At 59.4% G+C, this 18,896-nt stretch carries 15 protein-coding genes and 3 pseudogenes; 7 read left to right on the plus strand and 11 right to left on the minus strand.

What is annotated here, in order from left to right; translation table 11 throughout:
- Nucleotides 1-43 precede the first annotated feature (43 nt).
- From CO664_RS28755 to CO664_RS28765, 3 genes and pseudogenes are all read right to left on the minus strand, one after another.
- On the minus strand, nt 44-463 hold the full coding sequence (locus CO664_RS28755; protein ID WP_097540661.1) for a response regulator: 420 nt from the start codon (nt 461-463) through the stop codon (nt 44-46).
- On the minus strand, nt 460-3,027 hold the full coding sequence (locus CO664_RS28760) for an ATP-binding protein (protein ID WP_141471822.1): 2,568 nt from the start codon (nt 3,025-3,027) through the stop codon (nt 460-462). The genes CO664_RS28755 and CO664_RS28760 overlap by 4 nt, the downstream gene beginning before the upstream one ends.
- A 464-nt stretch (nt 3,028-3,491) precedes the next feature.
- Nucleotides 3,492-3,827, minus strand: a pseudogene (locus CO664_RS28765) (hypothetical protein); the annotation flags it as partial.
- Between the two features lie 466 nt (nt 3,828-4,293).
- Here CO664_RS28765 and CO664_RS31485 point away from each other — a divergent pair.
- Nucleotides 4,294-5,187: a hypothetical protein gene (locus CO664_RS31485; protein ID WP_234820192.1), complete on the plus strand. Its 894-nt coding sequence runs from the start codon at nt 4,294-4,296 to the stop codon at nt 5,185-5,187.
- 321 nt (nt 5,188-5,508) lie between these two features.
- On the opposite strand, the gene CO664_RS28775 is transcribed toward CO664_RS31485, so the two are convergent.
- On the minus strand, nt 5,509-6,138 hold the full coding sequence (locus CO664_RS28775; protein ID WP_234820194.1) for an SMC-Scp complex subunit ScpB: 630 nt from the start codon (nt 6,136-6,138) through the stop codon (nt 5,509-5,511).
- Nucleotides 6,139-6,203: 65 nt separating this feature from the next.
- Complete coding sequence (locus CO664_RS28780; protein ID WP_097540664.1) at nt 6,204-7,157, minus strand: DUF1403 family protein; 954 nt, start codon at nt 7,155-7,157, stop codon at nt 6,204-6,206.
- A gap of 125 nt (nt 7,158-7,282) precedes the next feature.
- On the opposite strand from CO664_RS28780, the gene CO664_RS30910 reads away from it, so the two are divergent.
- Together CO664_RS30910 and CO664_RS28790 are read left to right on the plus strand one after the other, a co-directional pair.
- Nucleotides 7,283-8,425 carry a site-specific integrase gene (locus tag CO664_RS30910; protein WP_176536707.1) on the plus strand — a complete coding sequence of 381 codons (1,143 nt, stop codon included), beginning with the start codon at nt 7,283-7,285 and terminating at the stop codon, nt 8,423-8,425.
- Between the two features lie 285 nt (nt 8,426-8,710).
- The gene (locus tag CO664_RS28790; protein ID WP_097540665.1) at nt 8,711-9,622 is read left to right on the plus strand and encodes a recombinase family protein; all 912 of its coding nucleotides are present in this window, start codon (nt 8,711-8,713) and stop codon (nt 9,620-9,622) included.
- 208 nt (nt 9,623-9,830) lie between these two features.
- On the opposite strand, the gene CO664_RS30485 is transcribed toward CO664_RS28790, so the two are convergent.
- From CO664_RS30485 to repA, 6 genes and pseudogenes are all read right to left on the minus strand, one after another.
- Nucleotides 9,831-10,184 (minus strand): hypothetical protein, encoded by a 354-nt coding sequence (locus tag CO664_RS30485; protein WP_176536706.1) that lies wholly within the window; start codon nt 10,182-10,184, stop codon nt 9,831-9,833.
- Between the two features lie 4 nt (nt 10,185-10,188).
- Nucleotides 10,189-10,391, minus strand: a pseudogene (locus CO664_RS31490) (type II toxin-antitoxin system Phd/YefM family antitoxin); the annotation flags it as partial.
- Nucleotides 10,392-11,955: 1,564 nt separating this feature from the next.
- Nucleotides 11,956-12,261 (minus strand): annotated as a pseudogene (locus CO664_RS31495) (transposase); the annotation flags it as partial.
- Between the two features lie 249 nt (nt 12,262-12,510).
- Nucleotides 12,511-13,761 (minus strand): plasmid replication protein RepC, encoded by a 1,251-nt coding sequence (repC, locus tag CO664_RS28815; protein WP_097540666.1) that lies wholly within the window; start codon nt 13,759-13,761, stop codon nt 12,511-12,513.
- A 234-nt stretch (nt 13,762-13,995) separates the two neighbouring features.
- A complete protein-coding gene (gene repB, locus CO664_RS28820; protein WP_176536708.1) occupies nt 13,996-15,033 on the minus strand; it encodes a plasmid partitioning protein RepB in 1,038 nt (345 codons plus the stop codon).
- A complete protein-coding gene (gene repA, locus CO664_RS28825) occupies nt 15,030-16,247 on the minus strand; it encodes a plasmid partitioning protein RepA (protein ID WP_097540681.1) in 1,218 nt (405 codons plus the stop codon). Before repA ends, repB begins: the two co-directional genes overlap by 4 nt.
- Nucleotides 16,248-16,620: 373 nt before the next feature.
- Between repA and CO664_RS28830 the strand changes: the two genes are divergently transcribed.
- The 4 genes from CO664_RS28830 to CO664_RS28845 are packed head-to-tail and all read left to right on the plus strand — an operon-like array spanning nt 16,621 to nt 18,892.
- Nucleotides 16,621-17,241, plus strand: a complete 621-nt coding sequence (locus CO664_RS28830; protein ID WP_097540667.1) for an acyl-homoserine-lactone synthase — start codon at nt 16,621-16,623, stop codon at nt 17,239-17,241.
- A gap of 11 nt (nt 17,242-17,252) precedes the next feature.
- Nucleotides 17,253-18,230, plus strand: coding sequence for a P-type conjugative transfer ATPase TrbB (trbB, locus tag CO664_RS28835; RefSeq protein ID WP_097540668.1), 978 nt, complete (start codon nt 17,253-17,255; stop codon nt 18,228-18,230).
- On the plus strand, nt 18,220-18,600 hold the full coding sequence (locus tag CO664_RS28840; RefSeq protein WP_097540669.1) for a TrbC/VirB2 family protein: 381 nt from the start codon (nt 18,220-18,222) through the stop codon (nt 18,598-18,600). The genes trbB and CO664_RS28840 overlap by 11 nt, the downstream gene beginning before the upstream one ends.
- Nucleotides 18,593-18,892, plus strand: a complete 300-nt coding sequence (locus CO664_RS28845; protein WP_040961869.1) for a conjugal transfer protein TrbD — start codon at nt 18,593-18,595, stop codon at nt 18,890-18,892. Before CO664_RS28840 ends, CO664_RS28845 begins: the two co-directional genes overlap by 8 nt.
- The last annotated feature ends 4 nt before the right edge of the window (nt 18,893-18,896 follow it).

Here is an 18,896-nt window from a genome sequence, read left to right on the forward strand (position 1 = left end):
GCTACCGCCCCAAATACAGCAACCCAAAACCGCAGGAGCGAACTCAAAACTGGATAAAACTTGGGGGCAAGGTCACGACGGTTGTCCTGTAGTTTTCGGGAAACAAATCGCGGAGAAGCTGATCCAGTTCGGCGATCGAGTTTATGTCCGGGACTTCGATATTCGAAAACGAAGTATGCTGGGTTGCAACGATGACAGGTGTATCGATGCGCCGCCGGCCCATAAATTGGAGGATTTCGATACCCGCTAACGCTTCTTTTGCACTGTCGTTTCCCGCCTCCGGTGTCACCTGAAATGTCATGTCCAAGATGATCAAATCCCAAGGCTTCAACTCGATCGACTTGTAGGCTTGGCGGACCGTGGAAACGCCCAGGACCTCCGCGTTGAGAAGAGTGACGACGGTCTTCTCGATTTCCGTCCTCTTGGTTTGGTTGTCCTCAACGATCAGCACGTTGACCTTCATTTCAAGATACTCGTCGTCGTGGGCATGGTTAGTTCCACAACAAACAACCTGTTCTTCTCAGACGGCGGCGGGATGTTGATCTTCAATTCGGATTTGAACGCCTTCGCGAAAGCTGACCTCATTTTCTGAAAGCCGGATTGCTTATCTTGCCGGACCTCTGGGCCTACACGTTTATGCGCGAGCGCTGCAGTACGACGGTAATTAGCGATCACCTCATCGATCTTCTTGGGTGACACGCCGTTTTCAACCCGAACAAAAACCTGGTGCGGCTCGACGCGAAATTGGATATCGATCGCGGTGCGCAATTCGTCGCCGCTGTGGTTAAAGGCGTTGGACAGAAGGTTATGAACCACGCTTTCAAACAGCTCTAGGTACTTTCCATCAATCGTGAATTTTTCAGAGACGCTTCCATCGGGCGAAACCGCGGTGGCGTCTAGTTTGACCTTGAGCTTTCCGAACGCGCTGAGGTGCGTTGACAGAAGCTCGAGATTCACAACCTCCTTGATGTGAAAGGCAGGATTCTCTTGGGAGTGGTCCACCATCCCGATCCACTGCCTGACCTCCTCGATCGCTTCGTGCAGGTTGGAATCGAGGCTATCTAAGAAGTTGTTTGTCGACGCCGCGTTTGCTTTCCGACAGTTCTTCCGTAGCATCTTCATCTCGGTGAAGATGACCTTCCGTATGTCCTCGGAGAGTTTTTTGCTGGCATCCCTCAATGCCAACCTTGTTCTTCTTTCAGCAAGGCTGGAAATCAGCGTTTCGGGCCTCCTCCTGCCTTTGCGGGGAGCTGACTGCAGATAATCGGACAAAGTGCCCGTTATTTCTTCGAACAAAGCCCGGTCAAGGTCGCCGCCGTGCTTCACCGCAAGATCATCATCGACGAATGCCTTGATGATGTCAGCCACCACTTCACGATACTTGAGAATTCGATCCGCATCCTGTGCGAAAATCTGAGTTAGCTGCTGCTCTTCCCAAACAGAAAGACCGCGGCGGCGGGTGAGTGTCTGTAGGGCGTCGTCGAAAGCGCGCAGGAACCGCGGCACAACAATTCCATGACGAAGATTGTCGCTGAGCGCATGATCAACGCTCGAAGGGCCGTCATATAGGATATAGTCGGTTATCTTTCGAGCCAAGAATTGCGCAAGGCGTGGCACTGCCTCCTGCTGGGAGATCTGCCCTGAGATTGCGTCGACGAAACCATGAGTGGCGGTCTGCTCCAGGAGCTGTCCGGTCGCTTTTTTTACGGTGGGCCACGGGATGCGTACCCGGCCCCCGCGCATGCGGTTCTGGAAATAGTCGAACCGCAATTGCCCAACTTCCGCTTCAACCTCCTTGGCCACATGTTCGGGTGAGAGAAGCTTGCGGGATTCGGCGGTCTTCAACGTCATCATTCGCAGCATGCTAGTGTATGCATTCTCGTTGATGCCGCTCAGCCAGTTGCCTTTGGTCGTCAACGCTGCAGCCAGCCGCTCAACGATTGGGCGTGCTAATACAGCTTCCGCCATCGCACGGGCCGCCACGGGCGGGAGCGTCTTGATGCTATTTAGCAATCGGCCCAAGTCATGCCGCTGAGCCGGAACTGTGCCAAGCAAGATCGTGAGGTCGCCGATCAAAGCGCCTTTTCCCATTCCGAGCGATGCTCGCGGATGCAGTGCTTTGACATCCGGATCATTCAAGAGCATCGTCACGAAGGCAGACTCGGCTGTAATGTCGCGATGGCGGCGAACGGCAAATATAATCCGCGACCAATCCAAGAATTTAACAAGGCCGCGGTCGAAACAATAGATGTCGACTATTGTATTGAGAAGATCGTTGACACGATTGTTGTCGAGTGCGAAGTGCAAGCGAGCGAATAGCCGCACTTGGCGATGGAGCCTTGGCAGTGGTCGTCGAGGACGTATACGTGGCGCGCTCGCTTTGCCGCGCATGGCAGCAATGCCATTCGAAAGCTCTGCCCTACTCGGCCGATCAAGCATGCGTGGTAGGTTTTCTTCGAGAAATTCCTCTTCACCGGGCTGAGGCCTGAGTATTCGTGCCAAGAATATCGTATCGAACGCATCGTCCAGCTCCCAGTCGGTAGCCAACTCCCGCATTGCAGATAACTGTTCTTTAGTCGGCGTGAGCGACGGATCCAGAATGAAAAGGAAGGCGGAAGCCAAATCCGGACCTAGTATCTCCAAAGTCTGTCGTTTGAAGCGAGCGAAGAGATTTCCCCCTCGCTCCGCGATATTGCGGATTTGGGTATTTTTCGGAAGCTGGTGCCTGCCGAAACCCGCAGACGCGAGAAACGTCGAGATGAACTCCTTGGAGCGCATGATAGCTTCTGTTCGAACATCAGGCGGGAGATGACTTTCCGAAAACCGAGCCAAGGTCTCGACTACGATCGAAAACTCATCGTCCGGCAAATCTTCCAACCCGCTGGAGGGAATGGTTTTCTCCGCGAACGACCAAAGGCCTATAGCCAACGCCGAGACCAACCCGATGTCATCCGGATCGGATACACTTCTCAAGATCGTTTCCTGAAAACGGTAGCTGTTAGCGTTGACGGTCGCCGATACAGGCACATAGCGGCGATCCCGCCTGTACAAGAAGGCCCTAACGTCAGCTGAAGAGTGAGCAATTATCTCAACCGGATGCTCGAACTCCGTAGCCCGCTTCAGCCTACGGAGAAGTGGTTCAGCCCTCTGAAGCCGAGCTTTGAAACCAGCGTCCAAGCGAGTTCTATAATTTTGCAGCCACGTCGGAGCTTCAATTGAACTAATCACAACCGCAGCTGAATCCTGCACCATAAATGTCTAGCACTCCCCGTCCCAAGGCCGCCGATTTGTTTCCGCTGAACTTAAAGATTCGTCAAGTTGAATCTGCGATCGAAATGCTACCAAGAATATCAGCATTCAAACCCACCTTCGAATGAAGTTAGCCACCATGCCGGCCGAGACGAGCGGCCGCGCCATCGAGTTCGATCAGTTCCGACATCTGTGGCGGCCGGAGGGATGTCGCCTGCGTTGTCGCTCGTGACGCCGATCCCGCGCAGGGCGCGCAAGCCGTCCGGAGAGAGCGCCCAGCCGGCCGGCTGCGCAGCAATCCGGCGTCGGCTGCGCAGCACGTCGCGGCCGATCGTCAGCTCGTGCGTCGGAGTACGTACGTCATGGCCGGCGTCGTGCAGGACGAGGTCTTCGAGGGTGGACCAGTTCACCCTTCGATCCAAAGCGAGGCGCAGGCGTCGGCAAAATGCATCCTATCCAGAGAGCCCCTGCCCGACCGGCGAGCGGGCGATGCCCTCATCGAGGCAGGGCCCGTTCGAAGCCGAGGCCTCGAGATCATGCGCCGCTGCATCTCCTTTATCTCCTTGTAGCCGGGGCAAATTGGGTGGCGACTTTTCACCGACGTGATGGGAGACCTGTGCATAAGCGGGAGATCTAAGGGATCAGTGTTGCGGTGGGGATTCCGCGCCTGGGGCAAATCATGATTCCTTTCGATCATGCCGAAGAAGCGACTTGCCTCGCCCGAACATGCCGACACGCTTTCGCTGAAGGCGTTGCGCGAGCTCGTGACGGGTCTGGTCGATGAGGTCAGGGAAATTTCAGCAGACGTCACGACCCTTCGTGCCGAGAACGCGACCCTTCGTGAAGACAATGCGGCGCTTCGGCTGGAAAACACCCACCTCAAGGTCGAGAACCAGCTTTTGCGCGACGAGATTGCGCGGCTGAAAACCTGCCGCCCCGACCGCCGTTTCGCCCTTCGGGCATGGAGAAGGCGACCGATGACAACGGGACGAGCCGTCGGCGGCCAGGAAGAAGCCGCGCGGCCCAAAGCTCGATCTGAAGCGGGTGAGCCGCGAGGAAATCCTGCACGCCCGTGTTCCGCCCGGCTCGCGTTTCAAGGGATACAAGAGCTGCCATGTCCGGGACCTGATCGTCTCGGCGCAACTCGTTCTTCATTACCGACGCGAATGCTGGGTCACGCCGGACGGCAAGACGGTGCTCGCGCCGTTGCCGCGAGGGGTCGTTGGCGGCTACGGCCCAAACCTCAGGCGGCTTTGCCTGATGCTGCACGCGCAAGGACAGGTGACGATGGCGCGGCTGACAACGTTGCTGAACGATATCGGCGTCAGCGTCTCCAAGCGCCAGGTCGTGCGGCTTTCGACTCAGGGACTCGACGGCTTTGCTGCCGAGGATGCGGCGGTGCTGCATGCCGGCCTCGTCTCGGCCCCCTACATCACCGTCGACGACACCGGCGCCCGCCATGCGCGCGATAACTTCCACACCACCCAGATCGGGGCTGAGCATTTTACCGCTTTCCGCACAATCGCTTCCAAATCCCGGCTGAACTTCCTGTCGCTGCTCAGAGGCAACCATCAGGATTATGTCCTCAACGAAGCCGCGTTCGACTATCTGGACGGCCGCCGCGCCGATCCGGTGCTGGTGGCCAAAATCCGCGGCCACGAACCACGACGCTTCTGCGACCAGGTCCCTTTCCTGGAATATCTGGCCGGAAAGGGCATCGACATTTTCGACAGGCAGGCGGTCGGTGTGCTCGCAGAAGCAGGCATCTGGGGCTCCGGCACTATCTCGGCGACCGCCTCGGCCTCGAGGGCCAGGCCATTCCGCCGTTGGCCACCCTGGTCGCGGCAAAAGCCTAGGCGCCTCTCCCCTCCCCCTGCAGGCAGACAGCAACAGCCGTCCCGATGTCGTCTCCTTCGTACCCAGGACTCTCGTCACTGATCGCAATCAGCATGCCTTTATCGAACCCGTCAATCCCACCGCGTTCGTCTTGCCATCCACCGTCTCTGACGCCGTTGTCATCGGCTCGTCTCCACTGCACGAGACGCTCGCATCATAGTCATCGTAATGCCTTGTGTATATCACTGCACCATGAAGCGTATTACACATAATTCTATTACTTCAACGGCCGACTTAAACGAGGTCAATATAACGTACTTTGAGATGCTTCCATGACCTACTCAGAGTCTATGACAGCCGTGATCGTCCTCGACATCGGTCGACCAACGCAAGACGATCGAGAAAGCTGCCAGAGCTGGAAACTCACTCACCCTCCAACGCTTGGCTCTCTGGCTCAGCGGTGGTGTCCTGCACAAGTGCCTGCCGGCTGAGCAGTCCCCCATCTTCCAACCGCTCGAGATCCGGCAGGTCGCGCAGCGTCTCGAGGCCGAACACCGACAAAAATTGCTTGGTCGTCACATACGTGTAGGGCGCCCCAGGTGTGGGACTACGTGGCCCGGAGCTGAGGAATCCGGCGTCGCGAAGCGACCCGATCGTGTCGCGGCTTACGTCCTTGCCGAAGACTTTCGACAACTCCCCGCGTGTCACCGGCTGCAGATAGGCAATTGCCATCAGCACGGCCGCCTCGTGTTCGGAAAGGCTTGCCGCTCCTGAACGGGTCGGGGCGGCGGAAGCTCGGATCACCGGTCCATAAGCCGCGCGGGTGCGATGCTGCCAACCGCCGGCGACCGCGACGATATCATAGGGTCGTGTGCGTAGTTCCTCGCGCAGGTCGTCGATCAGCAAATCGATGCTGCAGGACCGGCCGACCACACGCGCCAAGGTCTCGCGGGTCACCGGCTCGGCCGAAGCGAAGATCACCGCCTCGACCCGCAACATCCATTCGCGCCAGCGAAGCTCCGCCGGAACGTCCTCCAGCTCCCGATCAATCAAATGTGCATCCGCGGCCTTCGTCCTTTCGCTGCGGGATGTGTTTGCGGGTCTGGTTCCGGCCATGCTCACAGTCCATAAATCCGGAAGGCGGAGCGCCCGGACAGTTCGTGAACCGCGCCGAAACCTTCCAGCCGCTCGAACAGCCGTGTGCTGGCCCAACGGGAGAGATTGGCGCCGGGCGCGGCGCCCGGCACGGCATCCTCCTCGAGCAGTTTGCGGATGACGGTCTCGGCGCCCTTGGTGCGGACCTTCGGTGCGGTGGCAAGAAGTTTTTCCGCGCGTCGGGCAATCTCTCCGGCCGAGCGCAGCGCAGAACGCGTCGCTTCAACCAGGGCCAGGCACACGGCGCGCGGGAAGGCCGTCTCGCCCGGGCGCACACGCCCCCTGCCCCCGAGCGTTCGGAAGGCCGACCCATAGCGTTCACCCATCAGCAGCGGGACAGGCAACGGCCACTTAAGCATAGAGGCGACCAGCGCATCGGCGAGTGCCCAGGCGAGCGGCTCGGAATCCGGACGGGCGGCGTGGATGGCGCTCACCAGGTCCGCCGCGGCAAACGGCACGGCGCGGCCGGACTGCAGGGCATTGTCGACACGATCGAGGGCCGCCGCCAGCCGGTCGTCCCAGGACAGGGCGAGCAGGTCAGCCAGTTCGGCCACGGCCTTCGAGGAAAAGGCGGATTTGCGTGTGGACAACCTTTCGAAGGCCAAAAGCACCCTTCCGGCGGGGCCGGGATCGCCTCCCGGCGCGGTGAGAAGCACGGCGTCGCGAAGCGCCGCCTCGTCCTCGTTTCGACCCATCAGCCGAACAGCGGCCGCAGCGCATTTCAGCGCCTGCCTGGCGCGCCAGCACCCGGCCCAGACGGGTTCGCTTCGGACGAGATCGTCCAGCGATTTCAGCCCGATGCCAGCGGTGAAGGCGGCGTCGAGCTCGTTCGGCTCTCGGCCGCGTGGCATTGCCCAGAACGGTAGCTGAGCGGGTGGAACTGACGACGATATCGGCTGTAGCGCGAGCGAATCCATGCAAGCAATCTTACCGCCAGTGTGCAGTTTATGCCATCATATTCGCCGATAGCCGCACGGCCCGTCAGCGACTCTTTATGTCCGATAATGTTGCATTATCGGACATTTTGCTCTTTATATGAGAAATGGGCCAAATCATCGAGCAAAACGGCGAAAAACACGTCGAGAACAGTTCTGCTCCGTCTGACTGCACGGCCGGCGACAACGATATTTCCGCGCCGCAGCGGTCGGTTGAGACCAGCTCTTCACTCCCCTGCCCTGCGGAGGTGACCGCCGCGCTTCCGGCGCATCTCGAGCGCCTTGCCGATCGCGCCCGCGGGTATGTCGAGGCGGCGAGCTCGGCCAACACCCGCAAGGCCTATGCCTCCGACTGGAAGCATTTCAGCGGCTGGTGCCGGCGCCAGGGCCTCGCGCACCTGCCGCCCAACCCGCACACCGTCGGCCTCTACATTACCGCTTGCGCGTCAGGGGCCGCGACCGCCCACCGCAAGCCCCATTCGGTAATGACGATCGAACGGCGCCTCTCCGCAATCACATGGAACTATGCCCAGCGCGGGCTCTCGCTCGACCGCAAGGACCGCCACATCGCCACCGTTATGGCTGGCATCCGAAATACCCACGCCGCCCCTCCCCGCCAGAAGGAAGCCGTGCTTCCCGAGCATCTGATCGCCATGCTCGAAACACTCGATCGCGGGTCATTACGGGGCATCCGCGACCGAGCCATGCTGCTGATCGGTTTTGCCGGCGGCCTGCGCCGCTCTGAGATCGTCGGGCTCGATTGCGGCCGCGACCAGACCGAAGACGGCCGCGGTTGGGTCGAGGCGTTCGACAAGGGCCTGCTCGTCACCCTGCGCGGCAAGACCGGCTGGCGCGAAGTCGAGATCGGCCGCGGCTCGTCGGATGCGACCTGCCCGGTCGTGGCCGTCGAGACGTGGATCAAGTTCGCCCGGATTGCAAAGGGTCCCCTCTTCCGCCGTGTCCGCGGCCAAGGCAAGGATGTCGGACCGGACCGATTGAACGACAGGGAGGTGGCGCGTCTCGTCAAGAAGGCGGCCATCGCCGCCGGTATTCGCGGCGACTTGAGCGAGGGTGAGCGGGCCGAAAAATTCTCGGGCCACTCGCTGCGGGCCGGCCTTGCCTCCTCGGCCGAGGTTGACGAACGCTACGTGCAGAAGCAGCTAGGCCATGCCAGTGCAGAGATGACCCGCAAATATCAGCGCGTCCGCGATCGCTTCCGCGTCAATCTCACCAAGGCATCCGGGCTTTAAAGGCCCGTTCCCCGGCTCGACCTGAAGCCGTTCGGCGAAAATTCGGCATTGGATTTTTCGCTCAGCGCCCAAGGGAAAACGGGAAGCAGGAGCTACAGCGTCAAAGGAGCTGGCTTCGCTGCATTTCCGCCATAAACGGCCACTGGCGCGATTCCTCCACCTCCGGTACCTGGATGCCCGGTTGGGACCGGATTTAGCGCTGTACGGCCTTCCATTTTCCTCCTAAAACACGCTAATAAAGGAGCGTTTTCTGATGCATTCTTGTATGTAGCCGATTAAAATCCGATGACGAAAGCTTCGCATCTCAATGCCCCTCCCCCGCCGAAAAGGCTCATCGGTTACGCCCGCGTTTCGACGGCCGATCAGGACACCCAGGTCGACGAGCTGCGCGCCGCCGGCTGCGCTCGGATATACCAGGAGCACGGGTCGGGCGCTTCGCGGGCAAGGCCGGTTCTTGCGAAGCTGCTGAAGGATCTTGCCGCCGGCGACGTGCTCGTCGTCGTTCGTCTGGACCGCCTGGCGCATTCGGCCAGCCACTTGCTCGATGTCATCGAGTACCTCGTGACACGCGGCGTGCATTTCCGCTCGCTGCGCGATCCGATTGATACCTCGACACCGCAAGGCATGTTTTCTCTGCAGGTGCTCGGCGCTGTCGCCCAGCTTGAACGTGCGGTGATTGCGGAGAGAACGAAGTCCGGCATGCAGGCCGCCAAGGCGCGCGGCAGGCTTGCCGGAAATCCGGGGCTTCGGGAACGGCGACCGGAGGCAATCCGTGCGGTTTCCGCAGCGCGCGAGCGCGCCTACCTCGATGAACTGATTGCGTCGGCGCAGACATGGTTGCCGGTCGTACGGGAGCTGCGGCCGCGGCACAGCTGGGACGATGTCGTGCGTATTCTCAATCGTCGAGGTCACGACTGGACGGTCGAGCGCTTGCGTCGCGCGGTTCATCGGATGGTGCGCGAAAAGCTCGCGGACCCGGAACTGCTCAGCCGATCCCCGCGTCGGCCACCCGAGCATCATCTGATGCGGCTGGTTGCTGGCATCGCGATCGCCGATCCCGATCTGTCGCTGCGCGACATTGCCGCCCAATTGGACCAGATGCAGGAGCGGCCGCCACGCGGCGGTAGGAAATGGCAGCCGTCTTCCGTCAGGGCGCTATTGGACGAGGCGCGCCGGTTCGGGCTGGTTCGCTCGTGAGCGCCTCATGAGGCGACCAAGCTTCCTGTCGTCGAGTATGCCTCGCCCGGCTAAACGGTGGTCCTCCGCTTCCGGCAGAAGCCTGCGCTTGGAAACGGGCAGTTCGCCTCTTCCGGAATTCGACGGGAGGCACCTAGACTCGCGGAAATGAAGCGCTTTCTGAACGCGGCAATCTCGCGTTGATGAAAGTAGGGTAACGAGCAAACCGCTATTTCCCCTGATCAAATCCGGAGTTGCGCGGCAGCCGTAGACGTGCCGATGCGTCAGGAAGGCACAGGCTGGCGAGAGGAGGAAACTGCGGTGCTTCACCTCGGCAAACACCGTCGGCGGCAACCGCCCGAAATAGTCGCTGTCGCTGGACCGGATATCCGGTCCGGGACAGGGGAAAGCGATTGGTTTCGGAAGCATAATCCAGGAGCGGCTCGTAATCGAGGCCGCGGCGGCACTTGGTCGCCGGCGGAATCTCGATCGCCTCGTGCATTCGGCCGGGCCGCGAAGGCGTGATCGGCAGCACGCGCACGATCGGCGTGCCGTCCTCGAGGGTCGTGACCAGCGCCAGCACAAGGCAGGACGGCAAGTTCGGCTTGGCTCAGCTTCGTGGTCGCTTCGACGCGACGGTCGCGCCGCGACAGCCGCAGACAGTCCTCGTAGGCAAGCAGCACGGTCCGTGGCTAACCGTTCTTGGTGATAATCCCGGGTCGCGCACGGCGGCGTCCGGATAGACCCGGAAATTCTTGGAAACCGCAGCCGTGCTCACGGTCGACGTTATCAACACTCCTTTTGTCCGTTATGCGAATTTTCCGTAATTTCCCCAAGAACAAAGGAAACTGGACGAAATAATCAATAACCTTAGAGCGGTGGATCCGAACAGCCAAGCGGTGCATCGCCGCGCCGAAGAGCTCGGCGGCTCGACGCCATCCTGCCGTTCGAAAAGCGCGACCTAACTGGCCGCACTGCTAGCCGGCAGTGACGTCGCGACGCTCAACACCTAGGGGGCGGCATCGGGGAAAACACGCTGCGGGCGCTCGCCTCGGACCTCAGCTATCTCGAGGCCTGGTGCTGCGACTGGCGGTGCCCTCCCCCTGGCCTGCGCCGAAGGCGCTGTTGCTCACTTCGTCGGCCATCCGGGATCCGCGCCGGTGGCAACTGGTCGACGCTGACGAAGTGGCGCGATTGGCGCCAGACCTTTACTGGCGAACTGGACTCGAAGATCGTCTCCCCTGTCCGGGTCTGCACGAAAGTCATATAGCCGCTGCTGAAGTGTCTCTTCGTTCCTTACCGCGAGCCTCACCCAGGTTCGGACGAAGTGTCCTCGACACTCTGCCTTCGCTGTTCCTGGCTCCGCTGAGCGGAGACGCGCGCGCAAGCCCATAACGGCTGGGTATGCGGGCGACGTTTTCAAGGCTAGGGGCAGGGTACTTGACCTGTTTTAGCCATAGGAGACTAGGCTTTCGAGTTACAGCTGTAACTCCTGCGACTTCCTTAGCGCCGCCTCGTCACCATAGCCATACGCGAAAGTGATCTCGATCGAGATATCGTTGAGCAATTCGGCATGCCCTCGCGCGAAACCTCGTCCATTTCGCCCAACCCGACCACGTGAAAGAGACAACGAACTTGTTGGATCCGAGGTCGAGGGTCGTTTGCAGCCGAAGCAATTTCGCCATGACCTTGGGCCTGATCGTGATTGTCCAAGGCTCAATCAGTTTGAGATAACCCCGATCCCAGAGGTCGGCCTGACGATCCGCCAGCCCAATCAGGCGGGTTTGAAGCCGCGCTCGTGACGGCATCGCCATCAGTTCCGGTAACCACAACATAAGCGGGAGTCGCCAAGGATGAAGGCCCATGCGGCATAGCTAAGGACGCAGAACGTCGACTTGTCCTACCCCCGACTGTAATGATCCCATCGAACGCCTTGCCGATGCGCTTACGGACGCGCAAGATGAATCCGTAGCCAGCATGGTGCGTCGTGCGCCTGTCAATGGCCGGGCGGCGACCAAGGACGTTCTGCGTGACCTGGCGCGGCACCGACCGCAAATCTTTAACGAAGTCCTTTGTCAGAGGCCTTCTCGTCACCCACCCTCCGCTTGTGACCGGTCAGTAAAGGATTCGATCATCTGCAGCGCCGCAACCGTTCGGCATCCGCTAGGCTCCGCCGGGCACGCATCGACCAGCAACCCTTGGCCCATGAAGACCAGGATGGCTTCCTTGCGCCGTGCCCTTCCGATGAAGTCTCGCATCCGGGGTCAGTGGTTGGAACGCCTTTCGCATGGAGTTTGCTTCCGCATTCCGACCGCCGCTCTCCAATGGGATTTCGGCCGACCCGCCTTCATATTGAAGCTCTTCACCGATGCCCAGGCTTTGATCAGCGTGCCGTCGACAGGGAAGTGGTCCGTTGACGGCAGTGCTTTACCTTGGGCTGCGCCAGGATCGCACCTTGGAACTTGCAGCGATGTCGCCTTCCAGCCACCGGTTGCGGTTCTTCGAAAAAACAAAACGATCCGAAGGTAGATAGTCAACGCCGGTGTCGACAAACCAGCCAAACAGAAGTTCATTTTCCAGCCGATCAAAGGGCGTTCAGAACGGATCGAATAGAAGGCTTGCAAAAGTGTGGCGCGGATAAGCTTCTCAGGCGCTATAGACGACCACCCGCTCGGTTAAAAAATGCTGCAAACTTCAGTTCCTGCAAACTGAGTGCGTCGTTGACGACCTGCGGCATTGCCCGCATCGAACCCGATGCTCCAGTTCGACACAGCTCAAGGGTGACCGGTCTTCCCGTTGTCGCGCATCGACGACTCCTTCACACGATTGCCTGTTTCATCAGCATGCTAGGGGCCAAAGTTACAGCTGTAACTCTTGCCACGCGAAGTGAGGCAGGCTTCCGCTCGCGCCTAAACCGCGTATTTACCCTCCACCAATCCAAAGAGGCTGCGTTCAAGATTGAGCTTTCCTTCGGCGGCACGATCAACCATTGCTCTGAAGTAGCCTCCCGGCTTCGAAATCTGCTCCGGATCCCGCAAGGATTTTTCCAGAACAGTCGCCAGTATAGCCGCAGCGGCATATGCCCCCACGCGCCGCCGCCCGTCCATCCATCCGCCTTCAGAAAGCCCGATCATTCGCCGCAACATTTCACCGCTCCGATCCAGCGCGGACCAAGTGTCGAAGCGGGCACCGATCATCGATTGGGCTTCAGGGCAGGCGCTCTGCAAAAGTCCGATCGAGACTGAACCCAACACTTGTGTCTGGATATTCTCATTCGAGGGGCGAGGGGATCTGTTTTGAAGCCCTAAAGCGTTCGCCCCGGAGGTTGCTTCAGCAGCCATAGGGGCGGCTGAGTTGCCCTCTAGAAAATATGTTCGCTCGTTAGAGCGGTGACGGTTATCCTTACATCCAAAGGGAGATTCAGAGTTTATATATGTATTGGCCCTGACATTGATGTCACCCTCGGCTGACATTTTGCTCTCTCCCTCGCGCGCCTGGATCCTCTCCAGGGCGTCTGCATAAAGAGAACGATACGAATTGGCTCTGTCTAAGATTCCGTTCGCCGTCAATTCAGCTCCTTGAACTCGGCTTCTCAAGTCTTCGGCATCCTCCGGAAAGGCATTGCAAAGATCTTCTATTGCCCGGGCTAAGCGGGATACGTCTCGTCGCGCTTGGCTCTCCGCCGCGAGCCGGGCGCGATATGCCGCTACCTTCGCTTTAATCTCCGCAAACCGCACCCGGGCTGGAGTGAAGTCGATTCCAAATCCAGCGATGATGCCACCCTGTGTGTCACGATAGACAAACCGTCGGCCAGTCGAACTGTCTCGGTAAGCGGCGATGCCAGCCTCGACGAGCCGGCGGATGCACCGAATGACCGTGCGCTCCGAGCGCATCGTGTACTCGGCCAGCTTCGCGTTCGAGACGGCGACAATGGGCCGCCCGGTCCCTTTCCAGTCCTCTGGACGCGATAGCCCCAAGAGAATGTCCATAACGTGATACGTCGTGCCGTCTATCCCGAGGATTGGAGCTGCCTGCTTCAGTAACACGGCAACGTCTCCTTTCGCGGTATCCGGCACATCATTCGTCATTGCCAAGCGACTGCTTGCGGCGATGGCTGGCGTGACACGTCTAAAAGACGCGACGGGTGTAATTTCGGACATAGGATTCCCACTGCGGCGTATGCCACAGCTCCCATCTTCGGTTTGTTGGGAAGCCAGCAGGAGGGCGCAAAAAATCGGCCTCTGAAGTTACAGAGACTTGATTGTTTGGCCGGGCCGTCCTAGAATCAGATTGCTAAAGTGATGTCGCGGATCGGTTTCGGTCTGGTGGCTAATGGATCAAGGGTCTACCGATTGGCGTCGGTAGGCCCTTTTTCGTCTCGGTTGTCACCTCATCTAAGAGCCCTCTTTCTGTGTGGCGCGATATTCCTGCACGAGATCTGGAAGGCGTTCCAGAAGCCATGCCGATAGACCTGGGATACGCTTCTCAGGGATCGAGATAGTCATTGCATTCCCAGATCGTTTGGCGACGACTACACTGCCATCTTCGATCGCTATCTCGGTGACGGCACTCTCCGACTTGCCTCGATTGTCCAATGCCCCTAAAACCAACGAGAAGCGCTGATCGCTGTCGGCCGACGCCCAGTCTTCGTTCGAGGTGAGGGCTTCGACAACACGGCGCTGCGTCGCATTGAGCGACCGGTTCTGAATGAGAGAGCCAAGTTTTTCCCACTTTGGTCTGCCGATTGAAGGCGCCGAGCCTATCAGCCGGATGAGATCTTCGGGGAGCGCCGCCGCGGCGTTTGTCAGGAAGGAAATATAGGCGACGTTTTTCTGTTCCTTTCGGCCGAGCGCTTCGGAGATCGTCTCGCGGCTGTAACCCTTCTCCTTGAGAGTGAGCGCGAAAAGAGCCTGCTCGATGAAGGAGAGGTTCAGGCGCTCAGAGTTCTCGACACCCTGAGAGATGATCAGCTCTTCATCGGAAAGATCTCGTACAATCGCTTTCACCGGACGCTTGAGGATCCGGCACGCCCGAAGCCGTCTATGGCCATACGCCGCCTGATAGTGGCCCGGTCGGCCGGGGAGGGGGCGGACGAGGATGGGAAGCTTTTGTCCAGCCTCCCTTATTCCCTCGACAAACGCTTCAAACGTCCGGTCTCCCTCAATATCGAGCCGATCGCTGACGAACGAGGGAACTACTTTGTCAGGATCGATTTCGATTATCGACTCGGCCGACAGCAGCTGCTCATGGAGCCGTTTGTTTTCTTCCTCGATGGAGACAAATGCCCTGTCCATTGATTTGACAGCGGCCGAGCCCACACGCCGCTTCTCCGCGTCAGCGGACATGGTAGCCGACGGTCTGACCAAATCGTCAGGATTGACGTTGGCGAACAGGCTTTTCATTCGCTGATTGCGGTCGCGCGGATTGGTCATGACCTGCCCCACACCTCTTTGATGTGCCGAAGAATCTCTTTGTTGACAGAATCGACTGACTCCAACGCGCGATTGAGAGTATCGCGGCCGACGCTTCCTCGGCTCATCTCATAGAGGCTTTTCTTCTCAAGGCCGGCGCTCGCGATCGCGGTAGTCTCGACAACTGCTGGCGCAAGAACATCCTCTTTGAAAAGAGAACGAAGCAAAGTTACGACATTGACCTGCGGACCGTCGTTTGGATTGTGGCGCGTTATGACATACCGAATGAAGTCGTGCTTCAGCACGCCACCGCGTTCCTCGATGACATACATAAGGTCGCTCATCATCGCCAAGAACTGGTTCATGCTCGCGACGTCTATCATAGCCGGATGAATGGTAATCAGAAGCCCGGTCGCGGCGCATAATGCCCCGAGCGTCAGGTAGCCGAGCTGCGGTGGCGCGTCGATCAAGACCACGTCGTAGTCAGCTTCCACTTCGCGAATGACAGAAGACAGACGCCGAAAAAAAATCTCATCTCCACGACCGTGACCATCGGCAATTGCCTGTGGGGTCTCGTGCTCATACTCCATGAGTTCCAGGTTGGCGGGGATCAGATCGATACCAGAAAAGTAGGTTTTCCGGATGACATCTCGTATCGGGCGCCGCCGGTCATCGTATCTGATTGCCGCATAGACTGTCTCATTCTCATCGACATCGAATTCTGGTTGATAGCCGAACATGGCCGACAGCGAGGCCTGTGGGTCGAGGTCGAGGGCCAGAACACGTAACCCGGCTATGGCCAGATAGTGAGCGAGATGAACAGTCGTTGTCGTCTTGGCCGAGCCACCCTTGAAGTTCGCGACTGCAATTACCTGCAGCTTGTCCGAGCCTCTTCGACGGGGCAGAAATTCCAACGCGTCGTGAGGTCGCTTTCGCGCCAAGTGTTCACGTGTCTCATTGATCTGCTCAAGTGTGTAGGCGCGACGGCCGTTGTCGTGGCGGTCAGGGATGACGCCCTCGCCATCCAACGACATTTGCCGCAGAGTCGATTCGGCTATTCCGAGCAGTCCCGCCACCTCCCGTGAGGTGTAGGTTTTCAACGTTTTGACCGCATTCGGCTCGTATATCCGCTCCCGCAGCGATTGCAGCTGTGCGGACAGCAATTGAGACTGCCTGCTAATCTTCTCGGCGGACGATTCGATCATGTTTTCTGGCCGCATATTCATGGTTGTCATCACTCGCGACGCTTTTTTCATGATCGTCGCCCAATTTCCGTCGCGTTACAGTTAACCGATTCCCGAATGGCGTCAAACGCTGCTTGGTTAACGAACGGTTAACAGACACCATGCCGGCTGCCCGAGGCACAGGAAGATTCTCCTGAAAAATCCAATGTTTAGCTGAAACACAGGCCTTCTACGTTCCGCTTCTGTTTTAGTGTAAATCCTACATATGCTTGCCTCCTCGAAAAATTCGCGAAGTCCCCCCGACGCGGAGCAAAACCGCGTTGCCAAGCGAATCGGTCTGAAAAAACCTTGTAGGATTCTACAACTGCCGCCTGATTGAGATTCGTGCTGATTTCCCCGTCGTCCAACAACGACGGAGAGATTCATGCAGGTTCTGGCGATCTCAAGACCGAGGAATATCCGAGAAGCCGAGCTTCTCCTCAGTCATCACGAGCTGCGCGCCAAGGTCTTTTCGGGCCGTCTGAACTGGAGCGTCGACGTTGCGGCAGGCCGTGAGTCCGACGCATTCGACCATCTGCAACCGACCTATATCCTGGCCGTCTCTACGGCCGGCCGATTGGCGGGATGTGCACGGCTACTTCCTGCCACAGGCCCGACCATGCTGGCAGATGTGTTTCCCTCATTACTTCCGCAAGGACGCCTGACCGCCCATTCGTCGATGATCGAGAGCTCCCGGTTTTGCGTCGACACGACTCTCGAAGAGGGGAGGGGAGACGGCTCCGTGCATGAGGCCACGCTGACCATGTTTGCGGGCATCATCGAATGGTGCATGGGGAATAACTACACCGAGATCGTCACCGTGACCGATCTTCGGTTTGAGCGAATCCTCGCTCGCGTCGGCTGGCCGCTGCAGCGAATGGGTGCTCCCCAGAAGATCGGCGTAACGATGGCCGTAGCGGGCACATTGCCCGCGGATGCGGACACATTCCAGAAGCTGCGGCCACCGAACTACCGATCCGAACTCACCGTCAGCCAGGTAGCGTAAAGGAGATCGCCTTGAACCAGCTTCGTTCCCATCCGCGACTCGTGCGCAAACTTCAGGACGCGCTCGGCGATCACCTGTGCGTCGCCCTGGACGATACGACTGTCGTCGAGATCATGCTCAATCCCGATGGTAGGCTGTTCATCGAGCGGCTCGGTCACGGTGTTGCGCCGGCCGGCGAAATGTCTGCCGCCGCCGCGGAGATGGTGATCGGAACCGTCGCTCATGCCCTTCAGGCGGAGGTGGATGATGAGCAACCAATCATCTCCGGCGAACTGCCCATCGGCGGCCACCGTTTTGAAGGACTACTGCCTCCGGTGGTGGCGAAGCCGGCTTTTACCATTCGCCGTCGGGCCTCACGGTTGATCCCGTTCGACGACTTTGAGCGTTCTGGCGTGATGACCGCCCATCAGGCGTCGACGATCCGCAGCGCCATTGCCGCCAGGCTCAATATCATCATTTCCGGAGGAACGGGGTCTGGCAAGACAACGCTGGCTAACGCGATCATCGACGAAATCGTCAAGTCAGCGCCCCAGGACCGCCTCGTCATCCTCGAGGACACGGCCGAAATCCAATGCGCGGCGGAGAACGCCGTGCTCCTGCACACGAGCGATACTGTCGACATGGCGCGGCTCCTAAAGAGCACGATGCGGCTTCGGCCGGACAGGATCGTCGTCGGCGAGGTCCGCGACGGTGCTGCCCTCACACTGCTCAAGGCGTGGAACACCGGCCATCCCGGGGGGGTGGCGACAATCCACTCGAATACCGCCGTGTCGGCGCTACGCAGGCTCGAACAGCTGACCGCTGAGGCAAGCCAGCAGCCGATGCAAGCGGTCATCGGCGAGGCGGTCGACCTTATCGTCTCCATCGAACGAAGCTCGCGCGGACGGCGCATACGCGACGTCATTCAGGTCGAGCGGTTCGCGGGCGGCGAGTACGCGATCGAATCAGACCAGCCGACCGAGGAGCAGGAGGTGCGTCATGTCGCGTAAAGTCGCCATTGTCGCGCTCCTTTCCGCATCCATCGTTCTCGCGTCGTTTGCTTCCGCGCTCGCCAGCTCTGGCGGCGGGGGGCTGCCGTGGGAAGCGCCGCTGGAGCAAATTCAGGAGTCGATCACCGGCCCTGTTGCGGGCGCCATTGCACTTGCAGCGATGGCAATCGCCGGAGGCATGCTTATTTTCGGCGGCGAGCTCAACGATTTTGCGCGGCGGCTCGTCTATGTCGTCCTCGTCGCCGGCATCCTGCTCGGCGCCACCCAAATCGTCGGTCTGTTCGGCGCGACCGGCGCGTCGATCGGACTGACGGATGAGCAGGGGCAGTCGTTCGGCTTTAGCGGAGAAGGGGAGGGGGCCCATGGCTGATTCCCTGTCCGGCCTGCAGCGCAATCGCATTCATCGCGCACTGTCCCGCCCGAACCTGCTGATTGGCGCCGACCGGGAGCTGGTGCTGCTCACCGGGCTCGCTGCCGTCATCCTGATCTTCGTCGTCCTGACGGTGTATTCGGTGCTCTTCGGTATCGCCGTCTGGGTCGTAATCGTCGGGCTGCTCAGGATGATGGCGAAATTCGATCCACTGATGCGGCAAATCTACATCAGGCACATTGGCTATTGCTCCTACTACAAGGCGACCAGTTCGCCGTGGCGGCGGCATTGAGGAG

The organism is Sinorhizobium sp. NG07B (assembly GCF_002532005.1).
In the GTDB taxonomy this organism is placed as follows: Bacteria; Pseudomonadota; Alphaproteobacteria; order Rhizobiales; family Rhizobiaceae; genus Sinorhizobium; species Sinorhizobium fredii_C.

Bases quoted from the DNA above. Each gene is read 5' to 3' on its own strand.
- repB (WP_176536708.1), bottom strand. From the start codon at position 15,033: ATGACCAATCCGCGCGACCGCAATCAGCGAATGAAAAGCCTGTTCGCC.
- CO664_RS28830 (WP_097540667.1), top strand. From the start codon at position 16,621: ATGCAGGTTCTGGCGATCTCAAGACCGAGGAATATCCGAGAAGCCGAG.
- repC (WP_097540666.1), bottom strand. From the start codon at position 13,761: ATGTCCGAAATTACACCCGTCGCGTCTTTTAGACGTGTCACGCCAGCC.
- CO664_RS28845 (WP_040961869.1), top strand. From the start codon at position 18,593: ATGGCTGATTCCCTGTCCGGCCTGCAGCGCAATCGCATTCATCGCGCA.
- CO664_RS28790 (WP_097540665.1), top strand. From the start codon at position 8,711: ATGACGAAAGCTTCGCATCTCAATGCCCCTCCCCCGCCGAAAAGGCTC.
- CO664_RS28840 (WP_097540669.1), top strand. From the start codon at position 18,220: ATGTCGCGTAAAGTCGCCATTGTCGCGCTCCTTTCCGCATCCATCGTT.
- CO664_RS28780 (WP_097540664.1), bottom strand. From the start codon at position 7,157: ATGGATTCGCTCGCGCTACAGCCGATATCGTCGTCAGTTCCACCCGCT.
- repA (WP_097540681.1), bottom strand. From the start codon at position 16,247: ATGACAACCATGAATATGCGGCCAGAAAACATGATCGAATCGTCCGCC.
- CO664_RS28755 (WP_097540661.1), bottom strand. From the start codon at position 463: ATGAAGGTCAACGTGCTGATCGTTGAGGACAACCAAACCAAGAGGACG.
- CO664_RS30910 (WP_176536707.1), top strand. From the start codon at position 7,283: ATGGGCCAAATCATCGAGCAAAACGGCGAAAAACACGTCGAGAACAGT.